Raw genomic sequence first — 14,925 nt, 5'->3', positions numbered from 1 at the left:
CCTCCCCTCCCGGGGGGGGGCTCAGGCCGCCGCCGCCACCGGCCCCTGCTTCTCGCGCACCGGCAGATGGACGATGGCCGAAAACGCCCCGACCCCCACCCCGATCCACCAGACCAGCGTATAGCCCCCGGTCATGTCATACATCATGCCCCCCAGCCACACGCCCAGGAACCCGCCGATCTGGTGGCTCAGGAACACCACGCCATAAAGCGTGCCCATATAGCGCAAGCCGTAAAGATGCGCGACCAGCCCGCTCGTCAGCGGCACCGTGGCCAGCCACAAGGCCCCCATCACCGCCGAAAAGACCAGCACCGATTCCGGCGTGACGGGCAGCAGGATGAAGACCGCCGCCGCGATGGTCCGCCCGGTATAGATCCCCGCCAGCAGGTATTTCTTGGTGTATTTCTTGCCCAGCCACCCGGCAAGGATCGTGCCCACGATATTGAACAGCCCGATCACCGCAATCGACACCGCCCCCAGCGCCGATGTCGTCCCGATCCCCATCCCCGCAATCATGCTGCCGGGATCAATCGGCCCGCAAAGCTCGGTCACAAAGGCCGGGAAATGCGCGGTGATGAAGGCCAGCTGATAGCCGCAGGAAAAGAACCCCAGAAAGATCAGCGTATAGGACGGGTCCCTGAAGGCGCGCTTCAGCACCACCCCCATGCTTTCCTCCAATTCCGCCTTCGTCGCCACCTTGGGCGACCGGATGAAAGGCAGCGCAAACAGCGAGGACAGGATCACCACGGCAAAGATCACGAACACTTCCTGCCAACTGAAGGATTGCAGCAGGAACTCGGCCATCGGCGCCCCGATCACCTGCCCCGCCGATCCCGCCGCCGTGGCAATGCCCAGCGCCATCGACCGGTTCTCCGCACTCGCCGCCCGGCCCACGATGGCCAGCACCACCCCGAACCCCGTTCCCGCGATGCCGAACCCCACCAGGATCTCCAGCATCTGCATCTGCCCCGGCGTCACGGCCCAGCCCGAAAGCACCAGCCCCGCCGCATACATCAGCGCGCCTGCGACAATGGCCTTCCTGTCCCCGAACCGTTCCGCCACCGCCCCGAACAGCGGCTGCCCGATCCCCCAGGCCAGGTTCTGGATCGCGATGGCCAGCGAAAACTCCGCCCGCGCCCAGCCGAATTCCTCGGCAATCGGGATCTGGAACACCCCGAAACTGGCCCGGATGGCAAAGCCCAGCATCAGCACGACGCATCCTGCGATCAGGACAGGGGTCATCAGGGGGGCAGCGCTGCGCGTCATGGAAAACCTCGATCTTTCCCGAACCTTCTCTTCCCCTCCCCCGGCAAGGTCAAATGCAGATTTGTGATGCAGACAATCGCGCCACCCGACACCCCGCGCCGCCCCCGCCCCTTCACCTTGGCCCAAATACCCCCTGCACGGCCCGCCACCCCGCGCGCCCCCCGGACCGAAGCGCCTCCCTCTCCCTCCCCCAATCGCGCCACCCGACACCCCGCCCCACCCCCACCCCTTCACCTTGGCCCAAATACCCCCTGCACAGCCCGCCACCCCGCGCCCCCCCCCAGGACCGAAGCGCTTCCCTCTCCCTCCCCAATCGCGCCACCCGACACCCCGCGCCGCCCCCCACCCCTTCACCTTGGCCCAAATACCCCCTGCAAGGCCCACCACCCCGCGCGCCCCCTCGGGAACGAAGCGCTTCCCTCTCCCTCCCGGAACGGGGGGAGAGGGTCAGGGAGAGGGGGGCATCCCCACCCGCCCTCACCAAAACCTTAACGCCAACCTGCCCAATTCCTCATCAGGCGCGCGCTGCGTATGCACGGCCTGCTGCACTGACGCACTGCACCGCATGCTGAACAGCTTGTTTCCGGCAAACGAACCCCGCTAGGCTGCCCGAAGCAGGCAGGAAAGGGTGCAGATGTCATCGCAGGAATGGTGGAAAGGGGCGGTTACCTACCAGGTCTATCCCCGCAGTTTTCAGGATACAAACGGCGACGGAATAGGCGATATTCCGGGCATCACCGCCCGCCTTCCCCATATCGCAGACCTCGGCGTCGATGCCGTCTGGCTCTCTCCGATCTTCACCTCGCCCATGCGCGACATGGGCTATGATGTCAGCGATTACACCGATATCGACCCTACCTTCGGCACCCTGCAGGACTTCGACGCCCTCATCGAACGCGCCCATTCACTCGGCCTGAAAATCATTATCGACCAAGTGCTTAGCCATTGCTCCGACCGGCACCCCTTCTTCGCCGAAAGCCGCGCCAGCCGCCACAATCCGCGGGCCGACTGGTTCGTCTGGGCCGACCCGAAGAAGGACGGCACGCCCCCCACCAACTGGCTCTCCGTCTTCGGCGGCAGCGCATGGACATGGGACGCACGGCGCAAGCAGTACTATCTTCACAACTTCCTGTCAGAACAGCCCGACTTCAACTTCCACAACCCCGCCGTGCAGGACTGGCACCTCGCCAACATGCGCTTCTGGCTCGACCGCGGCGTGGACGGCTTCCGCTTCGACACCGCCAACTATTTCTTCCACGACCCCCAACTCCGCGACAATCCTGCCGACTTCCGCGAAAAATCACGCCCCGACGGCAACCCGTACGAGATGCAGTATCACCTGTTCGACAAGAACCGCCCCGAAACGACAGGCTGGATGGAACGCATCCGCAGCCTGCTCGACAGCTATGACGCCCGCGCCTCGGTGGGCGAAGTGGGCGACAGCCACCACGCCATCCGCCTGATGGGCGAATACACAGGCCCGAAACGCCTGCACCAGTGCTACAGCTTCGAGATGATGGGGAATGACTACACCCCCGCCACCTTCCGCCAGAAGATCGAGGATTTCTTCACAGGCGCCCCCAACGGCTGGCCGATGTGGGCCTTCTCCAACCACGACGTCCCGCGCCACGTCACCCGCTGGGCGGCGCATGGCACCACGGCCGACGCGCTGGCCAAACAGGCCGCCGCGCTGATCCTGTCCTTCGAAGGCTCCATCTGCCTGTGGCAAGGCGAAGAACTCGGCCAGACCAACACCGACCTCAGCTTTGACGAACTGACCGATCCCCAAGGCATCGCCTTCTGGCCCGAACCCGTGGGGCGCGACAACACCCGCACCCCGATGGTATGGGACGGGACCGAAAACGGCGGCTTTTCGACGGGTAAGCCGTGGCTTCCCGTCAAGGCACCGCAACGCGCCCGCAACGTGGCGGCACAGGCGGCGGACCCGGACTCGGTCCTGAACCACTACAAGCGAATGCTTCGATTCCGCAGCGAACGCCCCGAACTCCGCACCGGCCGCACCCGCTTCCTCGACTTGGCCCATCCCGTCCTCGGCTTCACCCGTGGCGACAGCCTGGCCTGCATCTTTAACCTCTCACCTTCGGAAAACAGCATAAGGATCAAGGGCCTGTCATCCCTGACAGGCCCTTCGATCGGTGCGGCGCTCGACGGTGAAACCCTGACCCTCGGCCCCAACGGCGTGGCCTTCGCCACCACCTCCGGCGCGGTCGGGACGCCCTAAAGCGCCTCCCACCACACCCCGGCGGGGGGGATCACCACCCCGCCCCATTCCACCGGAACGGGGTTGTAGTTGAACCAGAATCGGTGCGTGTCGGTATCCCGCCGCCGCAACCCTTCGGGCAGCACCTCGACCGAAATCCCCTGCGCGGCACACAGTGCGGAAAGCATCCGGTCCAGCGCCACCTCATCCGGCCAGCCCGCCAGATAATGCACGCCCCCCGCCCGCAGCAGCGCAGGCCAACCATCCGTCGCCCGCTCCACCACCTCGGCGGTGCCGTCCATTTTCTCGCGCCAATGCAACAGGTTACCCCCCGCCTCCAGCGGCACGGGAACATCCGGCGGCAGGCTTTCGACCCGCGCCACCACGGCCTCCAGCCCCGGCAGATTGGGCGGCAGCGGGACGGGCGTCGCAAACTCCACCGTCTTTGCGTTGCTGCGCGGCCCGATCAGCGCCGCCCCCTGATGCGCCTTCAACGCCCCAAGGAAAGCCTCCGACAACGTCGCCACCCCCGGCGCCAGCACCAGCTTGTAAGCCGACAGGTCCGCCACATCCGGCGGCAGAATATCCACGTTCAGACCCAGCCGCCGCAGCCCTCGGTAGAAGGCAAAGACCAGCCGGAAATAGTCGAAATCCCGCCCCTGCGGCTGCGTCTGCCACGCCCATGCGCTTGCATAGTCAAAGACCACCGCCACATCCGCCCGCGCCGTCCCGACCTCGGGCATCGCGGCCAGTTCCTGCGCGACTTTCCCCGCCTCTTCAAAGGCTTGCGCGGGCGCCGAATCCGGCCGCAACAACCCCGCATGCATCTGCTCCTGCGCGAACGGCGCCTGCCGCCAGCGGAAATAGCACACCGCCTCCGCCCCATGCGCGAACGCTTCCCACGCCCAAAGCCGCGCCATTCCCGGCAGCGGATCGGCATTCCACGGCGCCCAGTTCACCGGCCCCGGCTGCTGCTCCATGATCCACCACCGCCCCCGCCCCACGGCGCGGTAAAGGTCATGGTGGAACGCCTGAAAATCCGGGTCCCCCTGCCGCACGAAGCGCCGCTTGTGTTCCGCCGTCACCTCCAGCCGGTCCGACAGGAACCCCAAGGGGTAGGCATCCCACGACGCGATGTCCAAGTCCGCCCCCACCGCGAAATGGTCGAATTCCGTGATGCGTCCCATATAGTTATGGGCAATCGGCGCGTCCGAATGCTTGCGGATGATCTCGGTCTGGATGCGGTTATAGGCCGCCACCTCGTCACTCGCGAAGCGCCGGAACGCCATGACATGCGACGGGTTCGCCTCTGTCACGGTCAGGTTCGGCAGGCCGATCTCGTCGAAGGATGAATACTCCATCGACCAGAACACATTGCCCCACGCCCGGTTCAGCGCCTGCGGGCTCTGATACCGCTGCGCCAGCCATTCGCGGAAGGCATCGCGCGCGGCGTCCGAATAGCTCAACACCGTGTCATGGCAGCCATATTCATTATCCGTCTGCCACGCCGCCACATGCGGGTTCCGCCCATAGCGCCGCGCCAGTTCCGTGACGATCCGGGCCGATTCCTGCCGGTATCCCCGATGCGAAAAACAGTAATGCCGCCGCGACCCGAACCCCCGCGGCCTGCCTTGCGCATCCACCGCCAGCATGTCGGGATGCTTCTCCAGCATCCAACGCGGCGGCGTCGCCGTCGGCGTCCCCAGCACCACCTTCAGCCCCGCCCCACCCAGCACGGCAATGGCCCGGTCCAGCCAATCCCAGTCGAACCGCCCCGGTTCCGGCTCCATCCGGCTCCATGCGAATTCGCCGATGCGAACCCATGTCAGACCAAGCGCCGCCATGCGCGCGGCATCTTCGGCCCATTTCGCCTCGGGCCAGTGTTCGGGATAGTAGCAGACGCCAAGCGTGCGTTTCACAAGATCACCTGTGGTTCGGGCAGTCCCCGGCCAACGCCTTGAACTGCAAAGGTCTTTCCGGCTTCGGGATCGGCTGCGCGGGCGGTGGCATCCATGCCCTCATGGGCGGTCGTGCAGAACAGCGTGGCCAGCCCCTCCCCCCCGAAGGCGGGACAGGACGTCTGCGATGCACCCATCGCCACCGCCTTCAGGAACCGCCCATCCGGGGCGTAACAGGCCACCCGCCCAGCGCCCCATTGCGCGTTCCAGACATTGCCTTCGGCATCCACCACCGCGCCATCGGGATACAGCCCGTCAGCCGACAGATCGACGAACACTTCCGGCTCACCCACAGGCCAGCCTTCGCCATCCAAGGCAACCCTCTGAATCCGCTGCGTCACCGTGTCCGAAAAATAGGCCCGCGTCCCATCCGGCGCGAAGCAGATCGAATTCGGGATGGTCAGGCCGGTGAACATCCGCCGCATCTCGCCCCGGTACCAGCGCCAGATCGACCCGCGCCCGGGATCGTTGCCCCCGCGCTTGCCCATCGTCCCGATCCAGAACCCGCCCTGCCTGTCCGCCCGCCCATCATTCGACCGCGTGCCGGGATCATCGGCCTCCAACTCTGCTACCGTCTCGATTTCCTCGGTTTCCAGATCGAACAGGAACAGATCCCGCTCCCCTGCGATCAGCAGCACATCCCGGCTCACCCATCCGGCGGCCGAAACAAGCTCCACGAAGGACCACGTCCGCGCCTCGCCATCCTCCACCGAGTGCAGCTTTTTCCCAAGGATATCAAACCAGAAGAACTGCCGCCGCAATGGGTGCCAAAAGGCGCCCTCGCCCAGTTCGCAAACCCGATTGTCGAAGATCATCCCCGCGCCCCGTCATAGGCCGCCACGATCCGCGCTGCCCGCTCGGCCACCCCGGCCACCGAAAGCCCCGGCGTGTAAAGCGCCGTGCCGATCCCGAACCCATCCGCCCCGGCCTTGATCCACTGACCGAAATTCTCCGGCCCCGCACCGCCCACGGCATAGACCTGACAGCCCTTGGGCAACACCGCCCGCATGGCCTTCACCCCGTCCGGCCCGATCAGGCTGGCCGGGAAAATCTTCAACCCATCCGCCCCGGCCTTCAGCGCGGCAAAGCATTCCGTGGGCGTCATCACCCCCGGCCAGCTCTGCAACCCACGCGCCTTGGTCGCGGCAATCACCTCCGGGTCGCAATTGGGTGACACGATCAGCCGCCCGCCGGCATCCGCCACCTCGGCCACATCCTGCACGGTCAGCACCGTCCCCGCCCCGATCAGCGCATGTTCCCCCAGCGCCTTGACCATCGCGGCAATCGACGTCACCGGATGCGGGCTGTTCAGCGGCACCTCGATCGACGTGATCCCCGCCTTCACCAGCGCTTCGGCCACCGGCACCGCCTCATCCGGCGTGATGCCCCGCAGGATCGCGATGATCTTCCGCCCCGTCATGCCACCACCTTCGCCCGCGTCGCCGCCAGCCCCGCCAGCACGGCATCGCCGCCCCGGACCAGCCGCGCCTCGACGCCCAATCCCTTCAGCGCCCGCGCATAGGACGCTGAAATCCCGTCCGAACCCACGATCACCACCGCCTGACCCAGCCAATAGGGCCGCGCCGCCGCCAGTTCCATCCCGATCAGCAGCCCCGACAGCCGCGCCCGCGCCGCCGCCGCCGACAGCCCTGCAATCAACCCCTCGGCCCTTATGCCGAACAGCCGCGCGCCAATCCGCTCTGGCCGCGCCAAGGCATCCGAAACACCGGCATCGAAGGCCGCGTCGTCCCAGCCATCCCCCTGCATCCCGTGCCGCAACACCGACGCCTGCGACAAAAGCGCGAACATCTCGCCCGTCATGAAGGTCTGGAAACTGACCACTTCCCCCGCGCTCAGATGCGCCCATTTGCTGTGGGTTCCGGGCAGGCAGATCACCCCGTCGAACCCCGGCAGCAGGGCCAGCGCGCCTGCAATCTGCGTTTCTTCCCCGCGCATCACATCGGCGGGCGAGGTCTGCTTCAACCCCGGCACCAGCCGCACCCGGATGCGCGGATCGCGCGTCGGCGCGGTCACGAGCGACTCCGCATCCAGCGGCGTGCAAGGCACCGCGCGATAGGGCGCCTCGTGCCAACCCTGACGGCTGCCCACCATCCCGCAGGCCACCACATCGGTCACCGTTCCCTCGGCCAGCCATGGCGAGATCAGGCGCAACAGCGCAGGCTCGAACCCGTCGCGGTCCAGACGTCCCATCCCGTCTTCGGAAACCGCCTGCGTCAAGATCCCCTCACGCCCGATGGCGAAGGCGCGCAGGTTCGTGGTGCCCCAGTCCACCGCTATCCATTCCGCTTTCATCGGCCAGCCCTTCCCGTGGCGCCCCAACCCGCTTCGTCAGACACGCTCTCCCTCCACGACCCAGATCGTTTCAGGCCAAGCCACCGGCAACAACACCCCCCGCTGCATGAGCGCGCCCCCCGTCAAGGTCAACTCCCCTGATTTCAGGGCGTTCGGCCCACGGGATTGGCGCGGCGCATCCTCGGGGTTGATCAAACGCAAGCGATAGCGGGCCTCAGGCTGAAGCCCGGCAAGGCGCAGGGGGCGCGGCAGGATCTGCACGCTCGTCTCTGTCTGCCCCGCGAAAAGGACAAAGCGCCCGCCATCGGCGGCGACCTGAACCTCGGCCACTACGGCGGTGTCGTCGCTGTCGATGCGGTGGATCGTGCCACCCATCATCCAGATGCGATTGGCCTTCCACCAGGCGGTGACCGATTTCAGCACCGCCGCCTCTTCCTGCGTCAGTTCCCGCAAATCCATCTCGAACCCGAAATGCCGCTGGGCCGCAACCCAGGCACGGAAGGACATCGCCAAGACCCGCCCCGACGTATGCGACTTCCGCGGTCCGACATGGCTGCCCGTGATCGCTGCAGGCAGGAAAAGCGCTGCGTCATGCTGCATCCGCAACCGTTCCAGCGCATCGTTGGAATCCGACAGCCAGACACGATGCGTATGGGCAAGGATACCCGCATCAATCCGTCCACCACCACTTGCACAGCTTTCGATTTCCACCCCCGGATGTGCCTTTCGCAGCGCACCGAGCAATTCATGAATGCCCCGCGTCTGTGCCGCATCGACCACGGGCAAAAGACGGTTGTGATCCCACTTGATGTAGTCGATCGGATATTCCGCAAGGATCTCCGACACGGCATGGAAAAGGTATTCGCGCACCTCTGGCCGGGCGAGATCCAGCACCATCTGGTTGCGCCCGGCAACCTGATCCGCGGGGCCCAGCATCCAGTCGGGATGGGCGCGCATGAGATCGCTGTCGGGGTTCACCATCTCGGGCTCGAACCACAGGCCGAAACGCATGCCCAAATCATGGACATGCGCAATCAACGGATGCAGGCCATCAGGCCACTTCCGCCTGTCGACCGTCCAGTCACCCAGGCTGCTGGTGTCATCATCCCGCCGTCCGAACCAGCCATCGTCCAGAACGAACCGTTCAGCCCCCAGATCCGCTGCCCGGTCGGCGATTTCGCACAGATCCGCAAGATCGTGATCGAAATAGACAGCCTCCCAGCAGTTGTAATGCACCGGGCGGGGGCGCGCAGGATCAGGCCATGTCACCACCCGGTCGCGGATGTCATGCTGAAAGGCCGCGCCGATGCCGTTCAATCCCACCCCCGACCAGACCGCCAGCAACTCTGCCGTGCGGAAATGCCGTGCCGGTAACGTCTCGGCCCCCCAGGCATGGCCGAACTGCACCTGCCGCCTGCCATCGGGCAGTTCCTCTGCCACCATCCTGTGCCCGCCGGACCAGCCATAGTGCAACGCCCAGGCTTGGCCCTGCCTGTTGGTCGTGCCATCTGCGGGAAAGATCGCGAAGGGCGGATGTTCATGCCCGGACCGCCCGGTCCGCGCCTCGCGCAAGCGGATCCCGGGCGACCAGGGAACGCGGTTCAGATGGAACTCGCGCGTCCACTTGCCGTGGACATCCACGATTTCCCCACTTTGCGGGGCAGGAAGCACAGGTGCCGCCATCCAGTGCAACCGCACCGGCTGGCGCGCATCGAGAAGCGTCGTCAACCCGATGACCCCGGTCGGGTAGGCGCGCAGTTCATGGGTCAGACGCAACCCATCCGCCACGCTGATCAGGCGCAGAAGGCCATCCCCTTCCTCGACACGTTCAAACGAGAACCGGGGCAGCAATGGCGTGCCATCCGCAGCGGCAAGCACCAACCCGGGCTGCCCCTGGAAGGCCCGCCCCGGCTCTGGGCACAGCGACAAGGCCGGCAAGGCATCCAGCATGCCCCCCGTCAGATCCTGCCGCGAAGCGGCGGCAAGTTGTGCCAGGTCTTCGTCTTCGGCCAGCGCGCCGCCCCACCAGATCACCTCGGGGATACCGCCCGACGTCGTCAGCGCGATAGTCTGCGCGCGATCCCCCATTCCGGCATCCAGCCTGAATTCCGTCACTTGACCGCCCCCAGCGTCAGGCCCGCGATGAAATGCTTCTGCATCAGGAAGAACATCAGCACCGGCGGCAAGGCGGCGAGTATGGACCCGGCGGATACCAGATGCCATGCCGAAACCCACTGCCCGTTCAGCGAAGACAGCCCCGCCGTGATCGGTTGCGCCTCCGGGCTCGACGTCAGCACCGTCGCCCAGAAGAAATCATTCCAGATGAAGGTGAAGACAAGCACCGACAGCGCCGCGATCGCAGGCCGCATCAGCGGAAGCACAATGAACCAGAATATACGCCACTCTGCCACGCCCTCGACGCGCGCCGCCTCAATAAGTTCGTAAGGAAGCGCCTTGATAAAGTTCCGCATGAACAACGTGCAGAACCCTGTCTGGAATGCGATGTGGAAAAGGGCCAACCCGTGATAGCTGTTGTACATGCCCAGGTTCAGCGTCAGGTCGCGCACCGGAACCATCAGGATCTGGAAAGGCACGAAGTTCCCGGCCACGAACATGAAGAACAGGATCAGGTTGCCGCGGAAATTGTAGACCGCCAGCGCGAAGCCCGTCATCAGCGACAGCGCCACCGCACCGATCACTGTGGGAATGGTCACGATGAAGCTGTTCAGTATGTAACGCCCCATGGGCGTATTGCGGAACACGTCGGCGTAATTCTCGAAGGCGAGGTAGGATGGGATCCCGAAATAGTTGCCCTGCGCCAGATCCGAGGCTGGACGAACCGAGGTTACGGCCACCCCGATCAACGGCAGCAGCCACAGGATCAGCGCGGCGGGCAGTGCGATCTTGTACATCCACTGGATGGCGGGCGCGGTCTGTTCGATGGGTCTGGGAAACATCCTACCGCTCCGTCTCGTCGCGCCACATCTTCCAGATGAAGCCCGAAATGAAGATCATCATGATGCCGAACAGGACCACTGCGATGGCCGCGCCATAGCCCATGCGATAGCCGTATTCCGACAGGGCCTGCTCATACATGTAGAAGGAAAGCACCCGCGACGATCCGAACGGCCCGCCCGTCGTCATGATCGACACAAGATCGAAGGAACGCAGTGCACCGATCACCGTGACGACCACGGCGATAAAGGTTGCCGGGCGCAGTTGCGGCAGGATCACATACCACAGCATCCGCCAGCCTTTCGCACCATCCAGCCGCGCCGCCTCTACCTGGTCGGGGGCCACGTTGTTCAGGCCGGTCAGGTACAGGATCATCACATAGGCGATCTGCGGCCAGAGCCCCGCCGCGATGATGCCGTAGGTGACGTATTTCTCTTCGGCCAGAATGGCGACACCCTGCCCTGTCACCCATTCGATGATCATGTAGAACAGCCCGAAATTCGGCGCGTAGAACCAGGAAAAGATCAGGCCGACCACCACCTGGGAAATCACAAAAGGAAAGAAAAACAAGGACTTGTAAAGCCTGATGCCGCGCACACTCTGGTTCAGGAACACCGCGATCAAAAGCCCGGCAGGCACCGCCAGCAGATAGAGCGCCAGCCAGATCACGTTGTTGACCAGAGAGGTCACGAAGGCCGGATCGCTCCAGAGTTCCTCGAAGTTCGCAAGACCGACGAACCTCCCGGTAAACTCGCCCTCGCGATTGTACAGCCCGTCCCAGTCATAAAGCGACAGAAGCAGGCTCTCGCCAATTGGCCAGATCACATAGACGATGAACATCGCCAGACCGGGCGCAAGAAAAAGCCAGGGCGCAAGACTGCGCTGATTGAGGGACCGCGATGCCATGGCTACCTCGAAGCAGGGGCGAAAGGCCCCGAGGTGCAGAAAAGCGACCCCGGGGTTGAAGTTAACGGGCGCGCATCACCGTGACACGCGCCCGCTGGGAGCCTTACTGATAGACCCGCTGACGAACGGACTCGAGCCGCTCCAGGATCGCATCCAGGTTCTCGGGCTTCACCATGAATTCCTGGAACCCTTCCATGCCCGCCTTGGCCATTTCCGCCGGCGCGTCGCGATCGAAGAACTGCGCCAGGGCATAGGCCGAAGACAACGATTCGAACCCGGCCGAGATGAAGGGATCATCGGCAGCCACGGTCGAATTCTTGTTCGTCGGCAACTGGCCAAGCGCGGCGTTCAGCTTGGTCTGGGCGTCTGCCGAAGCGACGAAGGCAAGGAACTTCTTCGCATCATCCACATTCTGAGCCCCGGCGGGGATATGGATGGTATCGGTCGGCGCCTCTTCTGCACGCGGGATACCCGGGGTGATTTCCGGGAATACCATGAAGCCGAGGTTGTCATTCGTCATGCCGCCTTCCTTGAAGGTCCCCACGGCGAAATTGCCCATGACGTAGTTCGCAGCCTTGCCCTGCACCAGAAGGGCCGCCGCATCCTGCCAATCAATGGCCGCATGGTTCGCGGTGACATAGGGCTGAAGCTTGGCGAATTCGGCAAAGACCTTCTTCACCGAGTCATCCGTCCAGGCAACCTTCCCTGCTGTCAGGTCCATGTGCCACTCATAGCCATTGGTCCGCAGCGACAGATAATCGAAGATGCCCGCAACCGGCCACAGCGCCTTGGAGCCGGTGGTCAGACAGTCGATCCCGGCGGCCTTGAACGCCTCGCAGTTTGCAAGGAACTGCTCCCAGGTCACGCCCCCATCCGGCGCCTCGAGCCCGGCGGCCTTGTAGGCGTCGCGGTTGAAGTAGATGCCCCACTGATAGTAGGTGTAGGGAACGCCCCACTGCTTTCCATCGATCGTCATCGACGCCTTGGCCGAAGCCAGCGCCTCGTTCAGCCCGTTGGCTTCCCAGACATCCGTCACATCCATGAACTGGCCCGCATTGACAAAGGGCGCCATGCGGTTCCCGGCATACCAGTTGGCCAGATCCGGCGCGTCGGCAGTCAGGAAGTTCCGGATCGCGGTCTTGTAGCCTTCGTGATCGAAGTTGTTCAGCTGAACATCGACATCCGGATTCGCAGCTTCGAAGTCAGCGATCAGCGCCTCCATCGCGGCCAGCGGAATCGGATCGTAGTCGGCATTGTATTTCAGGATGCGCTTGTCTTGCGCCACAGCCGCCGTCGACAACAGCAAAGCCGCCGTAAGCGCCATCGCGCCCCTTGCGTAACGGACCATCGGTTTCCTCCCTTTAGGTTCCATTATGTGAAACTAAGTCTTGAATATTGAAAACTATGCGACCTATCCTTTATGCTGTCAACAGAAACGCAAGGTGGCTTCATGTCGGCGGAACAAGGTGACGGGACGGTGGGCAAGGCACTTGATGTGCTGGACATGGTGGCAGCCGTCGGCAAGCCCGTCCGCTTTACCGATCTCCTGGCAACCGCCGATTATCCCAAGGCAACGCTGTACCGTCTGATCCAGACCCTGACCCATCAGGGGATGCTGTCTTATGATCCGGACCGGCAAACCTACGCACTTGGCGTGCGCCTTGTCCGGCTGGCGCATGCGGCATGGGCGACATCTTCCCTTGCCCCCATTGCACGGCCCTACCTTGATGATCTTGCACGGGAAACCGGCGAAACCATCCACCTCGCGCAGATGGATAACGGGCAGGTCCTGTATGTCGACAAGCGCAACGCATCAAGGCCCGTCGAAATGTTCTCGCAGGCGGGAAAGGTTGGCCCCGCCTATTGCACGGGCGTCGGCAAGGCGATGCTGGCCTACCTGCCGGATGACGCCCTGGAACGGGCTATACAGAGGCAGAGCTTTCACCGCTTCACAGGCCACACTCTCGATACACCGGAAAAGCTGAAGGCAGAGCTTCTGGCGATTCGCGACCGTGGCCACGCCTTTGACAGGGAAGAGCATGAACCGGGAATCATCTGTTGTGCGGTTCCGATTCTCACCCGCACCGACCGGGTGATCGGGGCGCTTTCGGTCACCTCGACCACGGCGCGTACGTCGCTTGCCGAACTCGAATCACGGGCCGGTCGCATCAAGGACACGGCGGCGCGCATCGCCGCCGAGGCGGAAAGCTGGCGCTTTCCGGAACAGGCATAGGACAGGGAGGGGATCACATGTCAGGGGTGACGCTGCAAAAGGTGGTGAAGCGGTTTGGGGAGGCGCAGGTCATTCATGGCGTGGACCTGACCATCGAGGATGGCGAGTTCTGCGTGTTTGTAGGACCGTCCGGCTGTGGAAAATCCACGCTTCTGCGAATGGTTGCAGGCCTGGAGGAAACCTCGGGCGGCGCGATCCGGATTGGCAGCCGCGATGTGACAAACGCCGATCCATCCGAACGCGGGGTGGCGATGGTCTTTCAGACCTATGCCCTTTATCCGCATATGACGGTGGCCGAGAACATGGGCTTTGGCCTGAAGATGACAGGCCATCCCAAGGCGCAGATCGACGCAAAGGTAAAGGAGGCTGCGCGCATCCTGAAGCTTGATGAACTTCTGTCGCGCAAACCCAAGGCGCTTTCCGGTGGACAGCGCCAGCGGGTCGCCATTGGCCGCGCCATCGTGCGCGGGCCGGAGGTGTTTCTCTTTGATGAACCACTGTCCAATCTCGATGCCGAGTTGCGCGTCGAAATGCGAGTGGAGATCGCGCGACTGCACCGCGAGATCGGAGCGACGATGATCTATGTGACCCATGATCAGGTCGAAGCGATGACACTGGCCGACAAGATCGTAGTTCTGCGCAAGGGGCGGGTAGAACAGGTCGGCAAGCCGCTTGAGCTTTACCACGATCCCGACAATCGCTTTGTTGCCGGTTTCATTGGCAGCCCCGCGATGAACTTTCTTGCGGGGAGGGTGGATGCGGCCGGTCAGGTTTCCGTTCCGGGCCTGTCCGCCAGCTTGCAGACGCAGATCGCCTTGCCGGGCACCGGAGCAACGGTGGAGACCGGACTTCGTCCGCAACATTTGCGGATCACCGATGGCTATACGCATCGCGTGGAAATGACCGAAGCGCTTGGAGGTGTCAGCTTCATTCACGTCACAGCGCCCAGCGGCGAGAAACTTGTGATCGAAGCGAAGGGCGATGTCATTCCATCCATGGGCGCGCAGGTCGGCGTCGCCTTCGATGCGGAGAACGCGCTTTTCTTCGATGAATCGGGAAAACGCCTGCGCTGA

12 protein-coding genes are annotated in these 14,925 nt (G+C 64.0%); 3 read left to right on the top strand and 9 right to left on the bottom strand.

Features of this window, described 5'->3' with window-relative positions; genetic code table 11:
* Positions 1-21: 21 nt before the first annotated feature.
* Positions 22-1,266, bottom strand: coding sequence for an MFS transporter (locus tag G5V65_RS04390; RefSeq protein WP_165047366.1), 1,245 nt, complete (start codon positions 1,264-1,266; stop codon positions 22-24).
* Between the two features lie 634 nt (positions 1,267-1,900).
* On the opposite strand from G5V65_RS04390, the gene G5V65_RS04385 reads away from it, so the two are divergent.
* Entirely contained in the window at positions 1,901-3,508 is a 1,608-nt protein-coding gene (locus tag G5V65_RS04385) for an alpha-amylase family glycosyl hydrolase (protein WP_165047365.1), read from the top strand.
* Here G5V65_RS04385 and G5V65_RS04380 read toward each other — a convergent pair.
* The 8 genes from G5V65_RS04380 to G5V65_RS04345 form a co-directional block, all read right to left on the bottom strand.
* Positions 3,505-5,406, bottom strand: coding sequence for a beta-galactosidase (locus G5V65_RS04380; RefSeq protein ID WP_165047364.1), 1,902 nt, complete (start codon positions 5,404-5,406; stop codon positions 3,505-3,507). The genes G5V65_RS04385 and G5V65_RS04380 overlap by 4 nt on opposite strands.
* Positions 5,403-6,260: an SMP-30/gluconolactonase/LRE family protein gene (locus G5V65_RS04375; protein WP_165047363.1), complete on the bottom strand. Its 858-nt coding sequence runs from the start codon at positions 6,258-6,260 to the stop codon at positions 5,403-5,405. The genes G5V65_RS04380 and G5V65_RS04375 overlap by 4 nt, the downstream gene beginning before the upstream one ends.
* Positions 6,257-6,865 (bottom strand): 2-dehydro-3-deoxy-6-phosphogalactonate aldolase, encoded by a 609-nt coding sequence (locus G5V65_RS04370; RefSeq protein ID WP_165047362.1) that lies wholly within the window; start codon positions 6,863-6,865, stop codon positions 6,257-6,259. Before G5V65_RS04370 ends, G5V65_RS04375 begins: the two co-directional genes overlap by 4 nt.
* Positions 6,862-7,758, bottom strand: a complete 897-nt coding sequence (locus G5V65_RS04365; protein WP_165047360.1) for a 2-dehydro-3-deoxygalactonokinase — start codon at positions 7,756-7,758, stop codon at positions 6,862-6,864. The genes G5V65_RS04370 and G5V65_RS04365 overlap by 4 nt, the downstream gene beginning before the upstream one ends.
* A 36-nt stretch (positions 7,759-7,794) precedes the next feature.
* The gene (locus G5V65_RS04360; RefSeq protein WP_206526675.1) at positions 7,795-9,846 is read right to left on the bottom strand and encodes an alpha-galactosidase; all 2,052 of its coding nucleotides are present in this window, start codon (positions 9,844-9,846) and stop codon (positions 7,795-7,797) included.
* Between the two features lie 23 nt (positions 9,847-9,869).
* A complete protein-coding gene (locus G5V65_RS04355; protein ID WP_165047358.1) occupies positions 9,870-10,715 on the bottom strand; it encodes a carbohydrate ABC transporter permease in 846 nt (281 codons plus the stop codon).
* Between the two features lies 1 nt (position 10,716).
* On the bottom strand, positions 10,717-11,619 hold the full coding sequence (locus G5V65_RS04350) for a carbohydrate ABC transporter permease (RefSeq protein WP_241250434.1): 903 nt from the start codon (positions 11,617-11,619) through the stop codon (positions 10,717-10,719).
* Positions 11,620-11,722: 103 nt separating this feature from the next.
* Positions 11,723-12,967 carry an ABC transporter substrate-binding protein gene (locus tag G5V65_RS04345; protein WP_165047357.1) on the bottom strand — a complete coding sequence of 415 codons (1,245 nt, stop codon included), beginning with the start codon at positions 12,965-12,967 and terminating at the stop codon, positions 11,723-11,725.
* 102 nt (positions 12,968-13,069) lie between these two features.
* On the opposite strand from G5V65_RS04345, the gene G5V65_RS04340 reads away from it, so the two are divergent.
* Positions 13,070-13,852, top strand: coding sequence for an IclR family transcriptional regulator (locus G5V65_RS04340; RefSeq protein WP_165047356.1), 783 nt, complete (start codon positions 13,070-13,072; stop codon positions 13,850-13,852).
* Between the two features lie 17 nt (positions 13,853-13,869).
* The gene (locus G5V65_RS04335; protein ID WP_165047354.1) at positions 13,870-14,925 is read left to right on the top strand and encodes an ABC transporter ATP-binding protein; all 1,056 of its coding nucleotides are present in this window, start codon (positions 13,870-13,872) and stop codon (positions 14,923-14,925) included.

Origin of the sequence: Paragemmobacter kunshanensis, from assembly GCF_011059185.1 — a bacterium.
GTDB lineage: Bacteria > Pseudomonadota > Alphaproteobacteria > Rhodobacterales > Rhodobacteraceae > Paragemmobacter > Paragemmobacter kunshanensis.
Note: the sequence above shows the minus strand (reverse complement) of the source record. Positions and strands in the feature narration are given on the sequence as shown.